The organism is Bradyrhizobium sp. AT1 (assembly GCF_001590795.1).
Lineage (GTDB): Bacteria > Pseudomonadota > Alphaproteobacteria > Rhizobiales > Xanthobacteraceae > Bradyrhizobium.
This window is the reverse complement of sequence record NZ_JXDL01000001.1, coordinates 5,190,283-5,212,618: the sequence shown is the minus strand read 5'-3', so window position 1 is coordinate 5,212,618 and position 22,336 is coordinate 5,190,283. Positions and strand designations below refer to the sequence as shown.

The following is a 22,336-nucleotide window of genomic DNA, read 5'->3' as shown; positions in this document are numbered from 1 at the left end:
CAATACGCGGGTGCAGCTTGCGGTTGTCACCGTCCTAATCTAGGGTGGCGTGATCGATATTCTCCCGCTGTTGATGCCCTGGAATCCATGATTCGATTTGCTGCTTCCGCGATCGTTTTGCTGTCTTCTCTAGCTCTGGCAGCAGCTCAAACTCCTCCTGCAACCACCGCGCCACCCGCGCCTTCCTCAAAGCCGACCGTCAAGAAAGCGGCGACGAAGCCGAAAGCTGCGGCAGTCAAACCAGCCGAGCAGATGAGCAGCGGTCCGTGCCGTCTCGGTGTAATCTCGGTAATCGGCGAGCATTACTCCGTACAGAAGTTCGGCGTGACAATCTTCGAGGCGGAAGCAAAGGAGGTCCCGATCGACTGGGGCCTAGACGATCTCGTTTTCGCGCGCGTGCGCGCGGCAACGAACAACGATCCCTCGATACGCAGGATCGCTTATCCCAAGGGTGCCTTCGATCCCTTCTATCATGCGAAGGCGATCTTCATCCCGGACCCCAAAGAGACTCTGCCGGTGATCGTGAAGGGGTTCACCATGAATGCGAATTGCGATCGCTATCTCGTCGCAACCACTTTCAAGACCAAGCTGCCGAACTCGAACATGACGTTGAACGGTATCGGCACCTACAACCAGGGGCTTGGCAGCTTGATTCGGCACTCACACCTTTTCGCCAATGTTGCGATCACGCTGATTGACGGCCGCAGCTACGAACAGATCAAACGCCCCCTTACGGACATCGGCGCGAACCTCGCCACAAGCATGCGTCTGTTTGAAGACCCGATCACGAAGCTCGACAATTCGCTGTTCCCAGATCCGCCCGAGACAGCTTCGACCAACGCGGGGTTGCGCGAGAGAACGCGTGCGCTCGTCGTAGAAAGGCTCGACCGGAGTCTCCCCGGCTATCTAAAGAAAGAGTAAGCGCCTTTGCCGACACGACGCGCCAAAGGATCAAGTTTGGCTGCGCCTGCGAACACAGCCGCATTCAGCATCATCGCCCGGCTGCTCGTCATTACGATCATCCTGTGTTTTTCAACTCAGGCGCGGGCACAAGCCCAGCCGGAGACGGCACAATCAGCCGTCAAACAAGCCAACGGCAAGCTAACCACGCGGCGTGAGGCGACGGGCAAGCCCGTTCCCGTGGCCGGCGGCTCGTGCGACGTCGGTGTCGTCGTCACCACCGGCGATGAGTTCACCGTGCAGACGACCGGCCTGACCATATTTCAGAACAAGAAGACCGTGGTCCCGATCCCAGGCTGGGGACTGAGCGATCTGATCTTCGCGCGGGCTCGCGCCGCGATCCCTGCCGGCATGTCCGTCCTGAGAATTCCCTACAACCCGGCGAAATTTCCTCCCCGCAATGAGAAGGATACATTGAAGGACAGGTTGTTCCGCGATCCCGACGCGGAGCTGGCCGAATACATGCGCCAGGTCGCGAAAGGAACGAATTGCCGGCACTATATCCAGATCCTCAACTCAATCAGCCCTATCGGGTCATCCAACTACACGGTCCGCGGCTTCGGCATCCTCAACCAGGATGTGGTGCTCGGGCGTCGCATCTTTCTCCACGCCCTGGCGTTTATCCGCATCTTTGACGGGCGCGACTTTGCCATCGTCAGACAGAGCTCTGCGCTGATCAACCTGGATCATTCGCTGGCAGTGCAGAGGTTTTTGGGCAAGCTCGTCGGCGGCCCTTATCGCGAGTTGCCCGCAGAATCGTTTCCAGCGCGCCCTGAAGATGCCGCCGACAATCTCGCACTGCGCGACGGCGTGCGCGCCATGCTGGCGGCAAGTCTCGACAAGACGCTGCCGCTTTTGCTTGGACGTCGACCTGCAACGCGCCAAAGCGACACCGAACAACATTGACCCACATGTCGTTTACGCTGGTCGGCATCTACCCAGACCTGGTGCGTTGCGAATGCGCTGCAAACGCGTCATGAATTGTGCGCTGTTTGCTTGCCGCCGATGAAAGGGTTCCGCGCCATGATCAAGCTCTATTGGTCGCCCCGCTCGCGCTCGTTCACGACGCTCTGGCTGATGGAGGAGAGCGGCCTGCCCTATGAGCGCGTGCTGACCGACATCTCGACCGGCGCGCAGAAGGCGCCGGACTTTCTGAAAATCAACCCGATGGGCAAGGTGCCGGCGCTCACCGACGGCGACGTCGCGCTCGGCGAAGCCGCCGCGATCTGCGCCTACATCGCCGACCGCTATCCCGAGACCAGGCTTGCGCCCGCGGTGACCGACCCGCGCCGCGCGCGCTACCTGCAATGGCTGTTCTTCTCGCCAGGCTGCATCGAGCCCGCCATCATCCAGATCTTCACCAAGATCGAGATCCCGACCTCCACTGCGGCCTGGGGCAGCGCGACGCAGGTGTTCGACGTGCTGGAAGCGGCGCTCGCCAACGGGCCATGGATTCTCGGCGAGGAATTTTCCGCCGCCGACATCACGATCGGCTCGGGCCTCAATTTCGCGGTGCGCCAGTTCAAGATGGTGCCGACGCGACCCGCCTTCGATGCTTACCTGGCCCGCTGCACCGCGCGGCCGGCTTTCCAGCGTGCGGAGAAGATCGCGGCGGGATAAAGCCGCCCGCTGCCTACAGCTTGATCTTGAGGACGGCGAGCCCGGACTGCTGAAGCAGTCCGGAGGATGTCGCGGCAACGCCGAAGCGAATGCCGAGATCAAACCCCTTGCCGTCGGCCGCAACGAGGCCAAGCGCGGTCGAGTAGATCCAGGGCGATAATGCCAGGCCGTTGGTGACAAAATGATCGCCGCCGCCGGCGAATGCCGACTTGATCTGCAATCCCTGGTTCAGCGTGTTGTAGCCGACGCCGACATCGCCGGTGAGGTAGACCTGCTTCGTGATCTGGTAGGCGCTCTTCAGCCCAGCCGTCAGGGTCAGCTCGCGATAGGTTTGCGAATCCACGTTGAGGCTGAAGCCGCCCGCACCGGCCTCCTGAAAGGCGGTCGAGCGAACCTGCCCATAGTCCAGCCGCAGCGACGGCGCGATGGTAAGTCCCGGCTCGACCGGAATCAGCTTGCGGACGCCGGTTCCGACGTGACCGCTGTAGGAGCGATAGCCTGCGCCGGCCGTGCCGTTGATGAAGGTGAGCGAGCGGCTCTCACCATTGTCGTTCAGTGCGCCGTCGAGCTGGCCGTCGATTTGAACGCCATGGCCGAGGGCATAGGCGCCGTAGAGACCCGCCTGATAGGAGTCGATCGCGAGCCGGTTCGGCACAGCGTTGTCGCTGCCGGTGATGGCCTGATGCGAATAGGCGAACACGCCGCCGAGCATCGCGCGCGGGGAGATCGTAGCGTCTGCACCGGCCGCGATGCCGCCGCCGGACGCGTTATAGCCGGGGACGCCATCGACGCTGCCCTGCCGAATGCTGCCGCCGAGCGGCTTCATCCAAAGATGCCGCTCAGGCATGACGCCCGTGTTCAGCCCGAGCACATCGTCCAGCCGCCCCGTCATCGCCTGCTGGAACATGCGCTGCGTAGCGTAAGTCGCCTGCGACGCCGCGCCGGTGAGAACAGGCAAAGTCTGATTGACGGCATTGACGAGACCGGAGCCGCTGAGATTGTCGAGCGCCGTGAAACCGCTGGCCATGCCGCCGGTCCAGCCGAGCGAGGTCGCCGACAGGCGATAGAGCATCTCGGCCGCTCCCAGGCCCGCGCGGCTATTCTGCGCCTGAAGCGTCTCGGCATAAGGGCGTACCAGGGAGAGAGTGGCGACGCCGCCGGTCGGATTGCCCGAGAGGTCATAGGTGCTGACGAGCATCTGCGCCCCCGAGGCGTCGCCGCTGGCTGCGCCGTAAAGACTGGCGAGCGTGCCCTTCGAGAGCGTATTGAAGAGGACATTGCCCTCCGGGGTCACCGAGCCCAGCAGTGTGAAGTTCGCGGCACCGCTGCCGGCTGGTGCGACGCCCGCACCCCAAAAATATCCGTTCTGGTAGTTCGTGATGACGAAGCGGCCTGGGGCTGACGTACCGAACAAGGAGCTGCTGGTGATCCGCCATGGCGTGCCTGCCGTCCACGCCCATTGCGGGACGGAGTTGGCGGGAACGGGCTGCGAAGCGGGCGGCGTGAAGGTCGCGGGGTCGTAAGGTAGCATGTAGGCCCAATGCGTCACGAGCACGCTGTCGCCCGTGATCATCTGCATCTCCATCGACGTCACGCCGCCAACGGTCCTCATTTGGCCAAGCCCAACCGTCACCGCGCCGCCGGATGTCGGCGTGAACTGCATCGTGATCTGGCCGGCGGTCGTGACAAACCCCTGGATGGTGGAGGTATCGGTCAGCAGCGCGGGCCCGATCTTGAGTTGCGCCACGCTCGTTCCGGTGAACGAGCCGTTGGTTGCGGTCGCGAGCGACCACAGGGTCTGATCGCCGATCGGGATCGGATTGGAGAAGCCGGTCTTCGGCGCGGCATAGGCCAGCAGTTGCGCCGTCGGGACGTACCAGTTTGTGTTGGAGAGGGTGGTGTCCCAGATCGTCGACTGCGCCAGGGCTTGCGAGCCGCCGCACAGCAGCATCGCGCCGGCAACGGACGCCAGCGCGCTCGCGCGACACATCGCATGCACCTTCGACACGATCACTCCTTCCGAACCGCAGAGGATACGGCTCCACGGGGTCACCGGGAAGCAGCAAGCACAACGATAGGGTGGGGTCAGCCCCATGATCGTGGGGCAGAAGGAAACGTCGCGCTGCGATCGCCGAGAGTTGGGGGGCACGGCGCGCAAAGAGCGCGCCTTCGCCCACCTTACGGAATCCCGGCTATTCCGAGGCCTTCAAATCGTCCGGCCGCGGCATCAGGACGATGTTGTAACCGGAATCGACATAGTGGATCTCGCCGGTCACACCGCCGGACAGATCCGACAGCAGATACAGCGCCGAGCCGCCGAGTTCGTCGAGCGTGACGCCGCGGCGGAGCGGCGAATGCTTCTGCATGTAGGCAAACATCGCGCGCGCCTCGCCGATGCCGGAGCCGGCGAGCGTGCGGATCGGACCTGCGGAGATCGCGTTGACGCGGATGCCGCGCGGTCCGAAATCCGAGGCAAGATAGCGCACCGAGGCTTCCAATGCCGCCTTGGCGACGCCCATCACATTGTAATTCGGCATCGCGCGCTCGGAGGCGCCGAAGGTCAGCGTGATCATGCTGCCGCCGTCGGTCATCAGCTCGGCCGCGCGCTTGGCCACTTCCGTGAACGAGAAGCAGGAGATCACCATGGTGCGCGAAAAGTTCTCGCGGCTGGTATCGGCGTAGCGGCCCTTCAGCTCGTTCTTGTCGGCAAAGCCGATCGCGTGGATGACGAAATCGAGCTTGCCCCACTTTTCGCGCAGCACATCGAAGGTCGTATCGACGCTGGCGATGTCCTCGACGTCGCACGGCAGCACCAATTCCACACCGAGCTGCTCCGCCAGCGGCTTGACGCGCTTGCCGAGGGCTTCGCCCTGGAAGGTGAAGGCGAGCTCGGCGCCGTGGGCATGCAACGTCTTCGCCATGCCCCAGGCGATCGAATGATCATTGGCGATGCCCATGATCAGACCGCGCTTGCCTTTCATCAAACCTTCCATCTCAAGACCACCTTCCGCTTTCGTCATGCCCGGGCTTGTCCCGGGCATCCACGCCCTTCGGAGCCTGAGGCCAAGACGTGGATGGCCGGGACAAGCCCGGCCATGACGAGAAAATCAACGGTGCACCAACAAGGACGTCACACATCCAGCCGGCTGAACACCAGCGTGGCGTTGGTGCCGCCGAAGCCGAAGGAGTTCGACAGCACGGTGCCGATCTTGACGTTGTCGATGCGCTTGCGGACGATCGGCATGTCGGCGAACACAGGATCGAGCTCCTGGATGTGCGCGCTCTCGCAGATGAAGCCGTTGTTCATCATCAGCAGCGAGTAGATCGCCTCCTGCACGCCGGTGGCGCCCAGCGAATGGCCGGTCAGCGCCTTGGTTGCCGAGATCGGCGGGCATTTCTCGCCGGCGCCGAACACGCGGCGGAGCGCGTCGATCTCCGGGGGATCGCCGGCCGGAGTCGAGGTCGCGTGGGGATTGATATAGTCCACCTTGGTCTTCACCGTCGACATCGCCATGCGCATGCAGCGCTCGGCGCCTTCGCCCGATGGCGCGACCATGTCGTAGCCGTCCGAGGTCGCGCCGTAGCCGACGATCTCGCCGTAAATGCGGGCGCCGCGCGCCTTGGCATGTTCGAGCTCTTCCAGCACCAGCACGCCGGCGCCGCCGGCGATGACGAAGCCGTCGCGGTTGACGTCGTAGGGACGCGAGGCCGTTGCGGGCGTGTCGTTGTACTTCGAGGACATCGCGCCCATGGCGTCGAACAGAACCGACAGCGACCAGTCCAACTCCTCGCAGCCGCCGGCGAAGATGACGTCCTGCTTGCCGATCTGGATCGTCTCATAGGCATTGCCGACGCAATGATTCGACGTCGCGCAGGCCGAGGAGATCGAGTAGTTCACGCCCTTGATCTTGAACCAGGTCGCAAGCGTCGCGGAGGCCGTGGACGACATCGCCTTCGGCACTGCAAACGGTCCGACGCGCTTCGGTCCCTTGGTGCGGGTGATGTCGGCGGCTTCGACGATGGTGCGCGCGGAGGGGCCGCCGGAGCCCATGATGATGCCGGTGCGAATGTTGGAGACTTCGTCAGGCGACAGACCGGAGTCCTGGATCGCCTGCTCCATCGCGATATGGTTCCACGCCGCGCCCTGACCGAGGAAACGCATGGCACGGCGGTCGACCACGGTCGCAGGATCGAGCGTCGGCGCGCCTTGCACCTGCGAACGAAAGCCGAGCTCGGCATATTTTTCAGCCCGAGAAATGCCCGACTTCGCCTCGTGAAGGCTCGCAAGCACTTCCTGGGTGTTGTTTCCGATCGACGAGACAATGCCCATCCCGGTGACCACAACCCGCCTCATGACAGCCTCGCCCTGCTCGTTGTCTTCTTGCTCGTTTTCTTCGTGGTGATGCGCGTTAGCCCAGGCTCGTGCCCTGCTTGAACAGGCCGACCTTCAGGTCCTTCGCGCGATAAATAATCTGCTCATCGACCGAAAGCCACCCGTCGGCAATACCGAGCACCAGCTTAGAACGCATCACGCGCTTGATATCGACGTTGTACACAACCTTGCGCGCCTCCGGCAGCACCTGGCCGCTGAACTTTAATTCGTTCAGACCGAGCGCGCGGCCACGACCTTCGCCCCCGGTCCAGCCCAGGTAAAAGCCGACCATTTGCCACAGCGCGTCGAGGCCGAGGCAGCCGGGCATCACGGGATCGTTCTTGAAGTGGCAGCCGAAGAACCAGAGGTCGGGTTTCACGTCGAGCTCGGCGCGCACCACGCCCTTGCCAAACTCCCCGCCGGTCTCGTTGATCTCCGTGATGCGATCGAACATCAGCATCGGCGGCAACGGCAGCTGGGCATTGCCCGGACCGAACATTTCGCCGCGGGCACAGGCCAGCAGATCTTCGTATTCGTAACCGTTGCGCCTGTTCAGCATGCACGAGCCTCTGTTTGAATTCCGATTGAGCGGCGTTTCTTGGCGAAAATGGGCCCCGTCTCGGTCGGAGAGCAACGCCAATTGCCATAGTCCGGCGCGGCTCCCGCATGCCCCGGATGGACTGCCGACCGGGCCTCCATGCCCGGCTGCGCCGAAATCGGCTAAGCGGAACCGCGCGCTCTCTAACACAGGCCATTCGGGTGGCAAAGCGCATCCATGAAGGTAAAATGACGGGATCCCGGCGCGGTTCCAAGCCTGACCAAAACCTCCAAGGCTGATTAGAACCTCTCTAGTTGCGAGAAACTTGCATCTGCATCTTTCCCTCCTTATATTGCAAAGACATATCGTTCACGCGTGCCGAAATCTGGAAATGAGCGAGAATACCGCGCCACATCACGACGACGACGTTCACGCCGCGGCCCTGCTGTCGGGCCGCCAGCCGGCTTTGACCGGCTGCCCCTGGCACGACGTCAACGAAATGCTCCAGTCCGCCGGCCTTCGTCCGACGCGCCAGCGCATGGCCCTCGGCTGGTTGCTGTTCGGCAAGGGTGCACGTCACCTCACGGCTGAAATGCTCTACGAGGAAGCGACCCTGGCCAAGGTTCCGGTGTCGCTTGCGACCGTCTACAACACGCTGAACCAGCTCACCGATGCCGGCCTGCTCCGCCAGGTCAGCGTGGACGGTACCAAGACCTATTTCGACACCAACGTCACCACTCACCACCACTACTACCTCGAGAACAGCCATGAGCTGGTCGACATTGAGGATCCGCATCTGGCGCTGTCCAAGATGCCCGAGGTGCCCGAGGGTTACGAGATCGCGCGCATCGACATGGTGGTGCGCCTGCGCAAGAAGCGCTGAGATCAATCCGAACTGCTGAATTCGTCGTCATGGCCGGGCTTGTCCCGGCCATCGTCGTTTTGCGCGGTCATCCCGGGACGGTGTGGAGGACCGAGCCCGGGGTGACGTTTCGCGTCAATTCACCTGCTCGTCCGAGTACACGCCCCAGAGGCGCTCCTGCTGAATCCAGCCGTCGAAGCCGTTGCCGGTGACACGGCACCAGTTTGCAGTGCACTTCTTGACCTGTGTGACGACGCCGGCCTGGAGCTTTGCAGCAACCGCACTGTCGGGGTCGGCCCGGTCATAGATCGGGGCGAGTTCGTCCTTGTGCTTCATGGTGACGACCGCGGTGCGGCGGCCCGACAGCAGCGAGTGATAGACCCAGCCCTCGGCGCCCTCGGAATCGCGCACCCGGCGCCAGTTCTCGAACTCGGCGGTGATTTCGACCGGCAGGCCGGCACGGGTGTAGACCCAGGCGACATCATTGTCCTTGGTCGGGCCGGCACGGACGTTGACGTGATCCGACTTGAGGCTGACGTAGCGCGGCACCGGCAGGCCGCTGGCGGTCTGCGGGGTGTTGTCCTTGGCCGAATGCGAGGGGCCGACCGAGGCGCTCCACCAGGTGCAGACAAGCGCCATCACCGAACAAAAACGCCCCAACGCCATCAACCCGTCTCCTGTCGAGGACCCGGCCTCGCCGGACCCTCACCCCAAATTTCCAAATCCTGCCGCGTACGTTCCGACCCACCCCACGCGGGTGTTCCCCAAGCCTGGCCCGTGGTTCTTGTCTTGGCCCGGCCTTCTGCTAGAGAGGACGGGCACTTGAACAACCAGTTTGCCCCGATTTTCCGGCCGGAAATCTCGGGAGAGCTTGAAGGAAACGCCGGGGACGGACACGGCAAGGGCAGTGTCGAACAACCGGGTTAATGAGGCCTCAACGACCAGCCTTTGGCGACAGGGGCGGCCTGCGACGCCTCATGAGAGCAGGACATGTCGGTGAAGAAAAAGCCCCTCGTCGTGGTGACGCGCAAGCTGCCGGATTCCATCGAGACGCGGATGCGCGAATTGTTCGACGCGCGGATCAATCTCGATGACACGCCGATGTCCACTGAACAGCTCGCCGAGGCCGCGCGCACCGCCGACGTGCTGGTTCCCACGGTCACCGACCACATCAGTGCCGACATCGTCAACCAGCCCGACTGCAAGCTGCGGCTGATCGCCAATTTCGGCAACGGCGTCGACAATATCGACGTCGAGGCCGCGCATGCCCGCGGCATTACCGTCACCAACACGCCGAAGGTCCTGACCGAGGACACCGCCGACATGACCATGGCGCTGATCCTCGCCGTGCCGAGGCGAATGATCGAAGGCGCCTCGATCCTGACCGAGGGGAAACCGTGGCCGGGCTGGTCGCCGACCTGGATGCTCGGCCACCGCATCGGCGGCAAGCGGCTCGGCATCATCGGCATGGGCCGCATCGGCCAGGCGGTGGCGCGCCGCGCCCGCGCCTTCGGCCTGCAGATCCACTATCACAACCGCCGTCCCGTCGCCCCGAAGATCGCCGAAGAACTCGGCGCGACCTATTGGGAAAGCCTCGACCAGATGCTGGCGCGGATGGACATCATCTCGGTGAACTGCCCGCACACGCCGGCGACCTATCATCTGCTCTCGGCACGGCGGCTGAAGCTGATCCGGAAAGACGCCTACATCGTCAACACCGCGCGCGGCGAGGTCACCGACGAGGACACGCTGATCAAGCTGATCGAAGGCGGCGAGATCGCGGGCGCCGGCCTCGACGTCTACGAGCACGAGCCCGCGGTGAACCCGAAGCTGGTGCGGCTCGCCAAGGCCGGCAAGGTGACGCTGATGCCGCACATGGGCTCGGCCACGATCGAAGGCCGCGTCGAGATGGGCGAGAAGGTGATCATCAACATCCGCACCTTCCTCGACGCCCACAAGCCGCCGGATCGCGTGCTGCCGAGCATGCTCTGAGAGCTTATTTGGTTCGCGCTTCGCGCTTGCGCCAGTCGGTGACGAAATCGATGAAGGCGCGCAGCGCCGGCGGCGTCTGGCGCCGGCTCGGGTAATACAGGAACGGGCCGGGAAACGGCTCGCACCAATCTTCCATCAGGCTGATCAACGCACCGGATTTCAGGGCGTCGCCGACATAGCCGTCGAGCGTCGCCCAGATGCCGACGCCATCGAGCGCTGCGCGCATCGCAAGGTTCATGTTGGTCGAGATCAGCTTTGCGGGCGGATCGACCTTCACGACCTGACCGGCCTTCTCGAACTCGAGATCGTGCATGACGCCGCTCGAATAGCGCGCGCGGATGCAATCATGCTCGAGCAGATCCTTCGGATGTTTCGGCCGGCCGCGGCGTGCGAGATAAGCAGGCGATGCGACGACGACGTAGCTCTGCGGGCCGCTCAGCGGAATCGCCACCATGTCCTGCGCGAGATGCTCACCGTAACGTACGCCGGCGTCGTAACCCGCGCTGACGATGTCGACGAAGCCGCTTTCGGAGACGATGTCGAGATCGACCTGCGGATAGACGCCAAGAAACGGCCCGACCATCGGCGCCAGCACGAGATCGACGGCTGGCGGCGGTGCATTGATGCGCAGGCGACCCGAGGCGACCTCGCGAAGGCCCCGCACCTGATCGAGCGCATCGCCGACATCGCGCAAGGCCGGCGCCACCCGCGACAGCAGCAACTCGCCCGCCTCGGTCAGGGCGACGCTGCGGGTGGTGCGGTTCATCAGGCGGACGCCAAGGCGCTCCTCCAGGTCCCGTAACCGCTGGCTAAGGCTCGACACCGACACGCGAATTTCGACCGCAGCCCGCCGGAAATTACGGGTGCGGGCGACCGCCACGAAGACATCGAGATCGCGCAGATCGGGCTCGGCCATTGTTCGATATTCTGAACAAGCTATTCCAGATTGTCCAGCTTATCGGCGCAATCGAGCAGGCGCATATCCGGCCTCGTCACGCGGCGGCATCCGCCGCCCTTTTCGAGGAGAGCCATCATGGAACAGCGCAAACTCGGTTCAACCGGCCCGACCGTCTCAGCCCTCGGCCTCGGCTGCATGGGCATGTCCGAGGTCTATGGCCCCGCCGACCGCGGCGAAGCCGTCGCCACGGTGCAAGCGGCGCTCGATGCCGGCATCACGCTGGTCGATACCGGCGATTTCTACGCCATGGGCCACAACGAGATGCTGGTGCGCGAGGCGCTGACAGGCGTGCCGCGCGACAAAGTGCAGATCAGCGTCAAGTATGGCGCGCTGCGCGGGCCCGCCGGCGAATTCGAGGGCATGGACACCAGGCCGGCCGCGACCAAGAACTTCCTCGCCTATTCGCTACAACGCCTCGGCACCGACTATGTCGACATCTACCGTCCGGCGCGGCTCGATCCCAACATTCCCATCGAGGAGACCATCGGCGGCCTCGCCGATCTCGTGAAGGCCGGCTATGTCAGGCATATCGGCCTGTCCGAGGTCGGCTCGGACACGATCCGCCGCGCGCACGCCGTGCATCCGATCGCAGACCTCCAGATCGAATATTCGCTCATCGAGCGCGGCATCGAACGAGACATTCTAAAGACCTGCCGCGAGCTCGGCATCGGCATCACCGCCTATGGCGTGCTGGCGCGCGGCCTGATTAGCGGCCATTGGTCGAAGGACGCCGGCAAGGCCGGCCGTGACTATCGGCTGATGACGCCGCGCTTTCAGGGCACAAATCTCGATGCCAATCTCGCGCTGGTGGATCAGCTACGCATCATCGCCGCTGATGTCGGCGCGACGCCGGCGCAGGTGGCAATCGCCTGGGTATCCGCGCAGGACAAGGCGATCGTGCCGCTGGTCGGCGCCCGCACCCGCAACCGTCTCACCGAGGCGCTGGGGGCAACGCAGCTGACGCTAACGCCGGCGCATCTTGCCGCGCTGGCAAAAGCCTTCCCGCCGAACATCGCGTCCGGCACGCGCTACGCCGCCGAGCAGATGGCGCATCTCGACAGCGAGAAACCCGCCACGGCGTAACCGCGGCAATCAGGTGCGATGGGCGCTGAGGTCGGTGACCACGGGCCCATCGCCGTTGAGCGGGTTGGCCGGATCGCGCCCGTAGCGCAGCGTCTCGAAGCGCATCGCTCGCGCATCGATCATCAGGAGGCGGCCGACGAGGCCCTCGCCGAAGCCGACGATCTCGCGGATCGCCTCCAGCGCCATCATCGAGCCGAGCATACCCGCCAGCGCACCCATGACGCCGGCTTCCGCACAGGCCGGCACGGTGCCGGGCGGCGGAGCCTCCGGAAACAGGCAGCGATAGGTCGGGTTGAATTCGCCCTGCTCGTTCCTCTCATGCGCGCGGATGGTGGTGAGCGAGCCGTCGAAGGTGCCGAGCGCGGCGGTGATCAGCGGCCGCTTGGCGAAGAAGCAGGCGTCCGAAACCAGATAGCGCGTCGAAAAATTGTCGGAGCCGTCGAGCACGAGGTCGTAGTCGCCAATCAGGCTGAGCGCATTGTCGGCATTCAGCCAGGTGGCATGACCGACGAAGCGGACATGCGGATTGAGCGCCGCGATCCGCTCGGCGGCGCTCTCGACCTTGTGCCGGCCGATATCGGGTGTGGTGTGGATCACCTGGCGCTGCAGATTGGACAGCGACACCACGTCGTCGTCGACCACGCCGAGCGTGCCGATCCCGGCGGCGGCCAGATACATCAGGGCGGGCGCGCCAAGCCCGCCGGCGCCGATCACCAGCGCTGAGGCCCGCTTCAGCGCGGCCTGGCCCGGGCCGCCGACATCGCGCAGCACGATATGGCGGGCATAACGTTCGAGTTCGTCCGGGCTCAGCATCGTCTTTCGTTCCTCTCACCCCTCATGGTGAGGAGCCAACACCTGAACCACCCCAACGTTGTTCGCGACCAACGAGATGTGCTTCAATGGCACTGCGTTCAATGGGCTGGTTGGATTTGTCATGAGATCGATGCTTGCGGCAACCCTCGTGTTCGCGGCCGCCACGGGCGCGAACGCCCAGATGACGACGCCGCAGATCCCCGGCACGAAGCCGAAGACGGTCCAGACCGTGCCGATCCAGCCACCAGCCATGCAGACGCCGGCGGCGACGGCGGATGCCATGGCAAAGGCCGAGCGGCTGGCGCTGCAATCCGACCTCGCCTGGGTCGGCCAGTACAACGGCGCCATCACCGGCGACGTCAGCGAGCGCATGGTCAACGCCATCAAGGAATTCCAGAAGGCCAAGGGCGGCAAGCCGACCGGCGTGCTCAACCCGCAGGAGCGCGCCGCGCTCGCCGAGACCGCGCGAAAGAAGCAGGACGGCGTCGGCTGGAAGATCGTGACGGAGCCGACCAGCGGCGCCCGGCTCGGTATCCCCACAAAGCTGGTGCCGCAGCAGGCGAGCGATGCCAATGGATCGAAATGGACCTCGCCGACCGGAACCGTGCAGGTGCTGCTGAGCCGCCGCAAGGAGGCGAACCCGACCACGGCGAAGCTCGCGGATCTGGAGAAAGAGCCGTCCGGGCGCAAGGTCGACTACACCGTGGTGAAGCCCGACTTCTTCGTGCTGTCGGGCTTGCAGGGCCTGAAGAAATTCTACGTCCGCGGCACCTTCAGGGGCGATGAGGTTCGCACCATGACGATCCTCTACGACCAGGCGACCGAGAACACGGTCGAGCCGGTCGTGATCGCGATGTCGAGCGCCTTCAACGCGTTTCCGCCGGGACCGCAAGCCGGGCCGCCGCCACGCAAGACCGTCGAATACGGCACCGGCATCGTCGTCAGTGACGACGGTGCGATCGTCACCGACCGTCTCGTCACCGATGGCTGTCTCGCCATCACGATCGCCGGCCATGGCAGTGCCGATCGTCTCACTGATGACAAGGAGCGCGGTCTGGCGCTGCTACATATCTACGGCGCACGCGGCCTGAAGCCGCTCAGCCTTGCTGGCGGCGCGGCAAAGACCAACGTGGATGTCGTCGGCATCGCCGATCCGCAGAGCCGGGGCGGCGCGGGCGGCGTGTCGGTCGTCAAGGCCGCACTGGCGCCGGCCCCGAGCAGCGAGTCCATGCTGTCCCCGCCGCCGGCGGTCGGGTTTTCCGGCGCTGCCGCGATCGACGGCGACGGCAAGTTCGCTGGCATCGCGCTGTTGAAGCCGACCATGGTGGCGGGACCTGCGACATCGGTACCGGCGTCACAGGCCGTGATGGTATCCGCGGACGCCGTGCGTGATTTCCTGAAGGCCAACCAGATCGCGGCGAACGGCACGTCGACGGATGCCAAGGCTGCCGTCGTGCGCGTGATCTGCGTCAGGAAGTAGAGCGAGCGATCCTCATGCTCTCTCGTGTCCGATGCGGTGCGGCACGTGAGGCTTTCCGCTGGACCGCGCCCATGCAGAGTCTCACGTGATATTTTGCGAAGTCCCGAGATTTCCGAGAGGCGCCGTCAGACGACATTTGAGCCCGGCCGAGCCATAGGAAACATCGACGGAACCGCTGAAGTCGTCTGCCAGCACGCGCGAAATGAGCCTGGAGCCGAAACCAGCGCGGACAGGCTCCGTCACAAGCGGACCGTCAATCTCCTCCCAGACAAAAACGAATTTTGACTCATCGTCCTCCGCTTCGACCGCCCATGTGATGGATACAAAGCCTGCCGCCACGGTCAAAGCGCCGTACTTCAAGGCGTTGGTCGCAAGCTCATGAAGCGCCAAGGACAGAGCAAGCGCTTGTCGAGACTTCACGACGAGTGGAGGACCCGACACCGTGAAGCGGCCTTCACCAGTCCGATAAGGTGCAAGAGCCGTGCGGATCACATCGTGGAGCGGCGCGGCCGCCCAGTTCGACGCCGTCAGCAGGTCCTGCGCGCGTCCGAAGGCGCCCAGCCGCGCCTGGTACTTTTCGAGTCCCGCTTTGCTCGTGGGATCGCGAAATGTCTGCGCAGCGACCGCGCTCAACACTGCAAGCGTATTCTTGACGCGGTGCTTCAGCTCCTCGTTGATGAGGTTGAGCGCTTCCCTTGCCATATGCTCGGACGTGACATCCCTGCAGACGACAAGCACGCCGCCGACCTTGCCTTCGAGATCGATGGGACCGAAGCTATAGGTCCACCAAACATCCTCGCGACGTCCGTGACGCGTGACCGGCACCAATTGGTCCTCGTTCCAGGTCGCTCCCTTGCCGGACATGACGTACTCGATCTGCGGACCAATGATGTCCCAGATCTCCGCCCAGCACTCACGGCCGCGGCTCCCCAAAGCGCTTGGGTGCCTTTCCGGCCCCATCGTCTCCCGGTATGCATCATTGTAGAACTGGATGAGTTCCGGCCCCCACCAGATGAACATGGGGTGCCGCGAGGTCAGAACGAGCCGCACCGTAACGCGAAGACTTTGGGGCCAGCTTTCGGGAGGCCCGAGGGATGTGCTCGACCAGTCAAACGCTCGCGTCAAAGCGCCCAACTCGCCTCCGCCAGCCAAGAAGTCGCCGCCGATATCCCTGCCCATATACGCGCAGCCTTACTGAGACGTTGACCGACGCGCCTGCCGCCAGCCAGCCTTAACATACACTGTCGGGCTCATGCCGTCATCCGCAGGGGATCGGGTCCGGGGTGACGTCGATGTCCACCGGCAAAGGCCAGTGTTCGAATAATGCCGCGGCAGTCCGAGAATTGCCAAACGCTGGAACGAAGGCGATGCCGTCCGCAGGCGATTGGACGAGTTCAGTGGCCTCGGCGGCCGAGCGAACCGGTCTTGTAATTTCCCGGTTAGCCCAACCTGAATCTGATGCCACTGCGCGCAAGACCGCCCGATATCCCGACCGGCGTGCCGTCAGCACGCCAGCAGGCGGCACCGGTCATGGTGCCATCGTCGTCGAAAGCGATGCCGTTCATGCCGCCTGCGACCGTCGCAACGGGCTGCACCGTGTGGCCGAGACCTTCGAGCCTGGTGCGCACGCTCGCCGGCACCGTCTGCTCGACCTCGAGCGCGTTGCCCTCGGTCCAGACCCGGGGCGCCTCGACGGCCTCCTGCAGGCTCATGCCGTGGTCGATCAGATTGACCAGCGCCTGCATCGCGCTCGGGAAGATGCGCTTGCCGCCGGGCAAGCCGAGCGCGTAGCGCAGCTTGCCGTCCTTCAGCGCCATCATCGGCGACATCGAGGTCGTCACGCGCTTGCCGGGCGCCAGCGACAATGCATGGCCCGGACGCGGGTCGAACAAGTTCATATAATTGTTGGCGATCGCCCCAAGTCCCGGGATCATGATCTTGGCGCCGAACAGATTGTTGATGGTCTGCGTGGTTGCGACCACGTTGCCGAAACTATCTGCCGCGGTCATGTGCGTGGTGTGCGCACCTTCGAGCTGCGACACGCCCGCGCCCCAAGCCTGTGCGCGCACGGGATCGATGGCGCGGCGGCGCTCCTCAGCATAGGCTTTCGAGGTCAGTTTCTCCACGGGGACGCCGACATAATCAGGATCGCCGCTGGCCGCAGCGCGGTCGGCAAAGGCGATCTTCAGCACCTCGGCGAGATAGTGGATCGTCTCTGGCGTGCCGAAGCCGAGGCCGCCGATGTCATAGCCCTCGAGAATGTTGAGCATCTGCGCGATGTGCACGCCGGATGCGGCGGGCGGCGGCGGACCGAGAATGGTCCAGCCGCGGTAGTCGGCGCGGATCGGCTGGCGCTCGACCGTCTTGTAGGCCGTGAGATCGTTGCGGCGGATGAAGCCGCCGGCCTTCTCCATGTAGTCGACCAGGATATCGCCGAGGGGCCCTTCGTAGAGCGCCTGGTCGCCGTGATCGGCGATGTGACGCAGCGTCTCCGCATATTCCGATTGCACCACGCGCTCGCCGACCTTCAGCGGCTCCCCGCCAGGCAGGAAGATCGCCGCGATCGTCCGGTCCTTGCGCATCTCATCCGCACTCTCGCTGATGCATTCGTGGAGATAGGGCGTCGTCGCATAGCCGCGCGCGGCATGCTTGATCGCGGGCTGCATCACGTCCGCAAGGTTCATGGTGCCAAACCGGCGCAGCGTCTCGCACCAGGCCTTGAGCGAGCCCGGCGTGGCCACCGCCTTCGGACCGTTGAGATTCTCGTTGCCGATTGTGTCGAACACGTCGTGGGCCGAGCCCGGCTTGGACGTATAGGTCGTGTCGCGAACGGCCGAGGGCACGGTGCTCTGGCCGTCGATGAAGCGGTGGCTGCCGTCGGCCAGCCGGATATGTGCCATGCCGCCGCCGATGATGCCGACCATCATCGGCTCGACCACGGTCAGCGTGAACAGGGTCGCGATCGCGGCATCGATGGCATTGCCGCCGGCGGCCAGCATCTCGGCGCCGGCACTGGAGGCCAGGGGGTGGTTGCTGACCACCATGCCGCGGCTCGAGACCGCCGGCATCTTCTGGCAGTCAAAGGTGGTTGTTGTCCGGTCGCGCCAGTTACCGCTCATTGCCTGCCCTTTCCATCACGGCAACGAGCACATCACACGTACGACTACTGGTCCAGTAATGGTACGGATTAGCTGGCATTCCCTATTCCGCCATCATCATTGCCGTTGATTCGGACCTCCGCGATCCCCTTTGGATCGGGCCGGCACGTCCTGAGCGAGAAGAGCTCAGCATCGCGATAGATGCACGTTCGCGTGGCGTATTCCTGACCCAAGCACTCCAAAGGATTGATCTTCAAATGCACACGATCGTACTGGCCACCCAAAAGGGTGGCAGCGGGAAGAGCACGCTCGCCATCGGTCTCGCGCTCGCGGCCAAGCAGGCCGGCTTCACCGTCCGCCTGATCGAAACCGACCCGCAGGGCACCCTGTCCAACTGGCAGCGCCGCCGCGCGAGCGACGATCTCGTCGTCGAGCCGATCTATCATGCCGCAGACATCGCGCCGCGCCTGAAGATGCTCGCCGACAGCGGCCTCCAGCTCGCGATCGTCGACACCGCCGCCGGCCTCAGCGCCGCGACCACCGCGGCGATCCGCCATTCCGACCTCTGCCTGATCCCGGCCCGCCCGAGCGTCGCCGACATCGAGGCGACCGTCTCCACCCTCAGCGTCGCGCGCGCCTGGAAGCGTCCCTACAGCTTCGTGCTCAACCAGACGCCGATCCGCGGCCAGCGCATCGACAACGCTGCCAACACGCTTGCCGAGGAAGCCGCACTCGATCTCGCTGACGTGCTCGCGCGTCCGCTGATCGTGATGCGCAACGATCACCAGGATTCGCTCGCGAGCGGCCTTGCCGTCAGCGAGTTCGCGCCGAACGGCAAGTCCGCGGACGAGATCCGCGGCCTCTGGCGCTGGATCGAGACCCGGCTCGAGCTCGAAGCCACGAGCAATGTCCTGATCGACCAGGTCATGTCGGCCGCGGACGGCATGCTGCACGCCGCAACGGAGCTGGCGGCGGACGAGACCACGACACTGGCGTCCTGAGCGGGGCGATCGCTCAGACGACAGCCGGCCCTTCGCCATCCGGAAGGGCCCTAGCGACGAAGCAATCCGGCTACCAGCCCGGCCGGATTGCTTCGCGCTTTTTGGAAATGCTCTATCCGCTCGTCGTAGCCCCGATGGAGCACAGCGCAATCCGGGAAAGTCTCTCTGCGGTGAAGCTGGACCCGGATTGCGCTGCGCTTCATCCGGGCTACAAGTTCGCACTTTCAGGCTTCGGCCTTCACGCTCACTTCTGACATTTCGGACACCAGAAGGTCGACCGGCCATTCTGGGTGAAACGCTTGATCGTGCCGCCGCAGCGCGGCGTGGTGCATTTCTCGCCCTCACGGTCGTAGACTTTGAACGAATGCTGGAAATAGCCGAGCTCGCCGGAGGTCTGGCGGTGATCGCGCAGTGACGAGCCGCCGGCCTTGATGGCGTCGTTCAGCACGGTGTGGATCGCACCGACCAGCCGCTTCGCATGATCGGTCGGCTCGCCCGCGCCGACGCCCTTGCGACCCTTGGTCGCGAGCGTCGCGGCGATCCGGCGTGGCGACAGATGCGAGCGATGCAGGGCTTCGCAGACATAGATGTTGCCGAGCCCGGCCACCACGCGCTGATCGAGCAGCGCGGCCTTCAGGCTCGTGAGCTTGCCTGCACAGGCCCGCGCCAGCATCGCGGCATCGAATTCGTTGCCGAGCGGCTCGGGACCGAGCCCGCGCAGCAGCGGCTCCTCATCGAGCGCACTGCGCGCGATCACTTTCATGTAACCGAAGCGGCGAGGATCGTTGAACACGATGTCCGCGCCGGAGGACATCCGAAACAGCACGTGGTCGTGCGCGGAGTCCTTGCCCTTCGGATAGTGAAACTCACCCGGCGCCGCCTCGTTGTCGGGCTTGATGACGCGGAACGAGCCCGACATGCCCAGATGCATCAGGAGCACATCGCCCGAGGCGAGGTCCGCCATGAGATATTTTGCGCGTCGGCCAAGGCCCGTGACGACCTGGCCCTGGAGCCGGGCCACGAAATCCGGCTGGAACGGAAAGCGCAGATCCGGCCGGCGGGCCTCCGCCTTGAGTATTTTCGCGCCCTCCATGACGGGCTGAAGGCCGCGACGGACGGTCTCGACTTCGGGCAATTCAGGCATGGTCAGGCATTCACCTTATGAGGGCGGTGTGATAGCGCCATTGCGGCGGGCAGGCTATGGTCCGCCCATTGGAGTAGAGTAATGGATCGGCCGGGCGAAACCACGCATTTTGGCTTCAAGGACGTTCCCCTCGGGGACAAGCAGACGCTGGTGAACGACGTGTTTCACAGCGTGGCGTCGCGCTATGATTTGATGAACGATTTGATGTCCGGCGGCCTGCACCGGGTCTGGAAGGACATCATGATCACGGCGCTCGACCCGCCGAGGGGCGACCGGCCGTTCGCATTGCTCGACGTGGCCGGCGGCACCGGCGACATCTCGTTCCGCGCCGCCAAGGCCGCGGGTGCGGGCTTCCATGCCACCGTCTGCGACATCAACACCGACATGCTGGCCGTGGGCCGCGAGCGCGCCGCGAAGCGCCATCTCGAAGCCAAAGTCGATTTCGTCGAAGGCAACGCCGAGGCGCTCGCCTTCGCCGATCGCAGCTTCGACGCATATACGATCGCTTTCGGCATTCGCAACGTGCCCCGGATCGATCTGGCGCTGCGCGAGGCCTATCGCGTGCTGAAGCCCGGCAGCCGCTTCCTCTGCCTGGAATTCTCCAGCGTCGAGATGCCGGGGCTGGATCGCCTCTATGACCTGTTCTCGTTCAAGGTGATCCCGCCGCTCGGTCGCATGATCACGGGCGATGCCGAGTCCTATCAATATCTCGTCGAATCGATCCGCAAGTTTCCAAAACCCAACGCGTTCGCCGACATGATCCGCGACGCCGGCTTTGCCCGCGTCAGTTGGCAGACATTGTCCGGCGGCATCGTCGCACTGCATTCGGGCTGGCGTTTGTGATCTCTGCCTTTACCCACATTGCGCGCCTGATCCGCGCCGCGTTCGTCTTCGCGCGCGAGGGAGTATTCGGCTCGGTCGATCCGAGCCTGGTGCCGCCGCCGGGACAGCTCGCGCTGAAGCTGGCGCGCCTGGTCGAACGCCGCGGCACCAAGCACGGCCCCCGGATCGCTCGCGCGCTGACACGGATGGGCCCCGCCTATCTCAAACTCGGACAGTTCCTGGCGACGCGCCCCGACGTCGTCGGCGTCATCATGGCGCGCGACCTCGAAAGCCTCCAGGACCGCCTGCCGCCGTTTCCGCAGGATGAAGCCGAGGCCGCCATCGCGACGTCGCTGGAGCGGCCGCTGAAGGACGTCTTCGTGAATTTCGGCCCGCCCGTCGCGGCCGCCTCGATCGCGCAGGTCCATCGCGGCGAAGTCTTGCACGACGGGATCCGCAAATCGGTCGCGGTCAAGGTGCTCAGGCCGAACGTGGCGGCACGCTTCCGCCGCGATCTCTCCGACTTCTTCTTCGTCGCCCACAAGGCCGAGACCTATTCGGCGGAAGCGCGGCGGCTGCGCCTGATCGAGGTCATCAACACCATGTCGCGCTCGGTCGCCATGGAGATGGACCTGCGACTGGAGGCGGCTGCGCTGTCGGAGATGGCGGAGAACACGCGCGACGACCCTGACTTCCGCGTGCCGGAGGTCGACTGGGATCGCACCACGCACAACGTGCTGACGATGGAGTGGATCGACGGCATCGCGCTGAACGATCACAAGCGCCTGGAAGAGGCGCAGGTCGATTTGCCCGACCTCGGCCGCAAGGTGATCCAGAGCTTCCTGCGCCACGCGCTGCGCGACGGCTTCTTCCATGCCGACATGCATCCGGGCAATCTGTTCCTCGACGACGCCGGCCGCCTCGTCGCGGTCGATTTCGGCATCATGGGCCGGCTCGGCATGAAGGAGCGGCGCTTCCTCGCCGAAATCCTGCTCGGCTTCATCACCCGCGATTATCGCCGCGTCGCCGAGGTGCATTTCGAGGCGGGCTACGTGCCGGCGCATCACTCGGTCGAGAATTTCGCGCAAGCCATCCGCGCCATCGGCGAGCCGATCCACAACCGCACGGCGGAAGAGATCTCGATGGCGCGGCTCTTGACCCTGCTGCTCGAGGTCACCGGCCTGTTCGACATGACGACGCGGCCCGAGCTGATCCTGCTGCAGAAGACCATGGTGGTGGTCGAAGGCGTGGCGCGCGGCTTCGATCCCAAGCTCGACATCTGGAAGATCGCCGACCCCGTGGTGCGCGAATGGATCGAGCGCAATCTCGGCCCGATCGGCCGGGTGCAGGGCGCGCTCGCCGGAACCGGAGACATCGCGCGGGTGCTGATGCGCCTGCCGGAGATCGCCGAGCGGTCCGTGAAGGTGCTGGAGCAGCTCGAGACCATGACGCGGGAGGGCATCAGGCTGTCGCCGGAGAGCATCGCCGCGATGGGCCGTAGCGAGGGCCGCAAGAACCGGTGGCGCACCGTCGCGCTCTGGATCATCGCCGCGACCTTCATCGGAATCCTGGTTGCCGTCCGGAATCTATGAT

Annotated in this window: 20 protein-coding genes; 10 read left to right on the top strand and 10 right to left on the bottom strand. The window is 64.5% G+C overall.

Going from position 1 to position 22,336, the window contains the following annotated elements; genetic code table 11:
- Window positions 1-87 precede the first annotated feature (87 nt).
- The 3 genes from SE92_RS24230 to SE92_RS24220 all read left to right on the top strand — a co-directional run bounded on the left by SE92_RS24230 (window position 88) and on the right by SE92_RS24220 (window position 2,580).
- Window positions 88-921: a hypothetical protein gene (locus SE92_RS24230; protein ID WP_063198956.1), complete on the top strand. Its 834-nt coding sequence runs from the start codon at window positions 88-90 to the stop codon at window positions 919-921.
- A 36-nt stretch (window positions 922-957) separates the two neighbouring features.
- Window positions 958-1,866, top strand: coding sequence for a hypothetical protein (locus tag SE92_RS24225; RefSeq protein ID WP_157095646.1), 909 nt, complete (start codon window positions 958-960; stop codon window positions 1,864-1,866).
- A 117-nt stretch (window positions 1,867-1,983) separates the two neighbouring features.
- Window positions 1,984-2,580 carry a glutathione S-transferase family protein gene (locus SE92_RS24220; protein ID WP_063203731.1) on the top strand — a complete coding sequence of 199 codons (597 nt, stop codon included), beginning with the start codon at window positions 1,984-1,986 and terminating at the stop codon, window positions 2,578-2,580.
- Window positions 2,581-2,593: 13 nt separating this feature from the next.
- Here the strand turns inward: SE92_RS24220 and SE92_RS24215 are convergent, their stop codons facing one another.
- The 4 genes from SE92_RS24215 to fabA all read right to left on the bottom strand — a co-directional run bounded on the left by SE92_RS24215 (window position 2,594) and on the right by fabA (window position 7,511).
- Window positions 2,594-4,570: an autotransporter outer membrane beta-barrel domain-containing protein gene (locus tag SE92_RS24215; RefSeq protein ID WP_063203730.1), complete on the bottom strand. Its 1,977-nt coding sequence runs from the start codon at window positions 4,568-4,570 to the stop codon at window positions 2,594-2,596.
- A 202-nt stretch (window positions 4,571-4,772) separates the two neighbouring features.
- A complete protein-coding gene (gene fabI, locus SE92_RS24210) occupies window positions 4,773-5,573 on the bottom strand; it encodes an enoyl-ACP reductase FabI (protein ID WP_063198953.1) in 801 nt (266 codons plus the stop codon).
- A gap of 137 nt (window positions 5,574-5,710) precedes the next feature.
- On the bottom strand, window positions 5,711-6,934 hold the full coding sequence (fabB, locus tag SE92_RS24205; protein WP_063198951.1) for a beta-ketoacyl-ACP synthase I: 1,224 nt from the start codon (window positions 6,932-6,934) through the stop codon (window positions 5,711-5,713).
- A gap of 55 nt (window positions 6,935-6,989) precedes the next feature.
- The gene (gene fabA / locus SE92_RS24200; RefSeq protein ID WP_063198948.1) at window positions 6,990-7,511 is read right to left on the bottom strand and encodes a bifunctional 3-hydroxydecanoyl-ACP dehydratase/trans-2-decenoyl-ACP isomerase; all 522 of its coding nucleotides are present in this window, start codon (window positions 7,509-7,511) and stop codon (window positions 6,990-6,992) included.
- 370 nt (window positions 7,512-7,881) lie between these two features.
- Between fabA and irrA the strand changes: the two genes are divergently transcribed.
- The gene (gene irrA, locus SE92_RS24195; protein ID WP_008131763.1) at window positions 7,882-8,373 is read left to right on the top strand and encodes an iron response transcriptional regulator IrrA; all 492 of its coding nucleotides are present in this window, start codon (window positions 7,882-7,884) and stop codon (window positions 8,371-8,373) included.
- A 114-nt stretch (window positions 8,374-8,487) separates the two neighbouring features.
- On the opposite strand, the gene SE92_RS24190 is transcribed toward irrA, so the two are convergent.
- Window positions 8,488-9,018 (bottom strand): SH3 domain-containing protein, encoded by a 531-nt coding sequence (locus tag SE92_RS24190; protein WP_063198945.1) that lies wholly within the window; start codon window positions 9,016-9,018, stop codon window positions 8,488-8,490.
- Between the two features lie 324 nt (window positions 9,019-9,342).
- Between SE92_RS24190 and SE92_RS24185 the strand changes: the two genes are divergently transcribed.
- Window positions 9,343-10,344 (top strand): 2-hydroxyacid dehydrogenase, encoded by a 1,002-nt coding sequence (locus tag SE92_RS24185; RefSeq protein WP_063198942.1) that lies wholly within the window; start codon window positions 9,343-9,345, stop codon window positions 10,342-10,344.
- A gap of 4 nt (window positions 10,345-10,348) precedes the next feature.
- Here the strand turns inward: SE92_RS24185 and SE92_RS24180 are convergent, their stop codons facing one another.
- Window positions 10,349-11,260 (bottom strand): LysR family transcriptional regulator, encoded by a 912-nt coding sequence (locus SE92_RS24180; protein ID WP_063198940.1) that lies wholly within the window; start codon window positions 11,258-11,260, stop codon window positions 10,349-10,351.
- 117 nt (window positions 11,261-11,377) lie between these two features.
- Here SE92_RS24180 and SE92_RS24175 point away from each other — a divergent pair, with 117 nt between their 5' ends.
- The gene (locus SE92_RS24175; RefSeq protein ID WP_063198937.1) at window positions 11,378-12,385 is read left to right on the top strand and encodes an aldo/keto reductase; all 1,008 of its coding nucleotides are present in this window, start codon (window positions 11,378-11,380) and stop codon (window positions 12,383-12,385) included.
- Window positions 12,386-12,394: 9 nt separating this feature from the next.
- Here SE92_RS24175 and SE92_RS24170 read toward each other — a convergent pair whose 3' ends face one another.
- The gene (locus tag SE92_RS24170; protein ID WP_063198934.1) at window positions 12,395-13,198 is read right to left on the bottom strand and encodes a HesA/MoeB/ThiF family protein; all 804 of its coding nucleotides are present in this window, start codon (window positions 13,196-13,198) and stop codon (window positions 12,395-12,397) included.
- Between the two features lie 121 nt (window positions 13,199-13,319).
- Here SE92_RS24170 and SE92_RS24165 point away from each other — a divergent pair, with 121 nt between their 5' ends.
- Window positions 13,320-14,678 (top strand): peptidoglycan-binding protein, encoded by a 1,359-nt coding sequence (locus SE92_RS24165; RefSeq protein WP_063203729.1) that lies wholly within the window; start codon window positions 13,320-13,322, stop codon window positions 14,676-14,678.
- 81 nt (window positions 14,679-14,759) lie between these two features.
- On the opposite strand, the gene SE92_RS24160 is transcribed toward SE92_RS24165, so the two are convergent.
- Together SE92_RS24160 and ggt are read right to left on the bottom strand one after the other, a co-directional pair.
- Entirely contained in the window at window positions 14,760-15,698 is a 939-nt protein-coding gene (locus SE92_RS24160) for a sensor histidine kinase (protein ID WP_245324678.1), read from the bottom strand.
- A 419-nt stretch (window positions 15,699-16,117) separates the two neighbouring features.
- On the bottom strand, window positions 16,118-17,797 hold the full coding sequence (gene ggt / locus SE92_RS24155; RefSeq protein ID WP_063198931.1) for a gamma-glutamyltransferase: 1,680 nt from the start codon (window positions 17,795-17,797) through the stop codon (window positions 16,118-16,120).
- 236 nt (window positions 17,798-18,033) lie between these two features.
- Here ggt and SE92_RS24150 point away from each other — a divergent pair, with 236 nt between their 5' ends.
- Window positions 18,034-18,777, top strand: coding sequence for a nucleotide-binding protein (locus tag SE92_RS24150; protein ID WP_063198929.1), 744 nt, complete (start codon window positions 18,034-18,036; stop codon window positions 18,775-18,777).
- A 244-nt stretch (window positions 18,778-19,021) separates the two neighbouring features.
- On the opposite strand, the gene mutM is transcribed toward SE92_RS24150, so the two are convergent.
- The gene (mutM, locus tag SE92_RS24145; protein WP_063198927.1) at window positions 19,022-19,921 is read right to left on the bottom strand and encodes a bifunctional DNA-formamidopyrimidine glycosylase/DNA-(apurinic or apyrimidinic site) lyase; all 900 of its coding nucleotides are present in this window, start codon (window positions 19,919-19,921) and stop codon (window positions 19,022-19,024) included.
- 81 nt (window positions 19,922-20,002) lie between these two features.
- On the opposite strand from mutM, the gene ubiE reads away from it, so the two are divergent.
- Window positions 20,003-20,764: a bifunctional demethylmenaquinone methyltransferase/2-methoxy-6-polyprenyl-1,4-benzoquinol methylase UbiE gene (ubiE, locus tag SE92_RS24140; RefSeq protein ID WP_063198925.1), complete on the top strand. Its 762-nt coding sequence runs from the start codon at window positions 20,003-20,005 to the stop codon at window positions 20,762-20,764.
- Entirely contained in the window at window positions 20,761-22,335 is a 1,575-nt protein-coding gene (gene ubiB / locus SE92_RS24135; protein ID WP_063198923.1) for a 2-polyprenylphenol 6-hydroxylase, read from the top strand. The genes ubiE and ubiB overlap by 4 nt, the downstream gene beginning before the upstream one ends.
- The last annotated feature ends 1 nt before the right edge of the window (window position 22,336 follow it).

Coding starts and splice junctions, on each gene's coding strand:
- SE92_RS24215 (WP_063203730.1), bottom strand. CDS start 4,570: ATGTGTCGCGCGAGCGCGCTGGCGTCCGTTGCCGGCGCGATGCTGCTG.
- fabI (WP_063198953.1), bottom strand. CDS start 5,573: ATGGAAGGTTTGATGAAAGGCAAGCGCGGTCTGATCATGGGCATCGCC.
- SE92_RS24180 (WP_063198940.1), bottom strand. CDS start 11,260: ATGGCCGAGCCCGATCTGCGCGATCTCGATGTCTTCGTGGCGGTCGCC.
- SE92_RS24175 (WP_063198937.1), top strand. CDS start 11,378: ATGGAACAGCGCAAACTCGGTTCAACCGGCCCGACCGTCTCAGCCCTC.
- SE92_RS24150 (WP_063198929.1), top strand. CDS start 18,034: ATGCACACGATCGTACTGGCCACCCAAAAGGGTGGCAGCGGGAAGAGC.
- SE92_RS24190 (WP_063198945.1), bottom strand. CDS start 9,018: ATGGCGTTGGGGCGTTTTTGTTCGGTGATGGCGCTTGTCTGCACCTGG.
- SE92_RS24220 (WP_063203731.1), top strand. CDS start 1,984: ATGATCAAGCTCTATTGGTCGCCCCGCTCGCGCTCGTTCACGACGCTC.
- SE92_RS24165 (WP_063203729.1), top strand. CDS start 13,320: ATGAGATCGATGCTTGCGGCAACCCTCGTGTTCGCGGCCGCCACGGGC.
- ubiE (WP_063198925.1), top strand. CDS start 20,003: ATGGATCGGCCGGGCGAAACCACGCATTTTGGCTTCAAGGACGTTCCC.
- mutM (WP_063198927.1), bottom strand. CDS start 19,921: ATGCCTGAATTGCCCGAAGTCGAGACCGTCCGTCGCGGCCTTCAGCCC.
- SE92_RS24160 (WP_245324678.1), bottom strand. CDS start 15,698: ATGTTCATCTGGTGGGGGCCGGAACTCATCCAGTTCTACAATGATGCA.
- ggt (WP_063198931.1), bottom strand. CDS start 17,797: ATGAGCGGTAACTGGCGCGACCGGACAACAACCACCTTTGACTGCCAG.
- SE92_RS24230 (WP_063198956.1), top strand. CDS start 88: ATGATTCGATTTGCTGCTTCCGCGATCGTTTTGCTGTCTTCTCTAGCT.
- irrA (WP_008131763.1), top strand. CDS start 7,882: ATGAGCGAGAATACCGCGCCACATCACGACGACGACGTTCACGCCGCG.
- SE92_RS24185 (WP_063198942.1), top strand. CDS start 9,343: ATGTCGGTGAAGAAAAAGCCCCTCGTCGTGGTGACGCGCAAGCTGCCG.
- fabB (WP_063198951.1), bottom strand. CDS start 6,934: ATGAGGCGGGTTGTGGTCACCGGGATGGGCATTGTCTCGTCGATCGGA.
- fabA (WP_063198948.1), bottom strand. CDS start 7,511: ATGCTGAACAGGCGCAACGGTTACGAATACGAAGATCTGCTGGCCTGT.
- SE92_RS24170 (WP_063198934.1), bottom strand. CDS start 13,198: ATGCTGAGCCCGGACGAACTCGAACGTTATGCCCGCCATATCGTGCTG.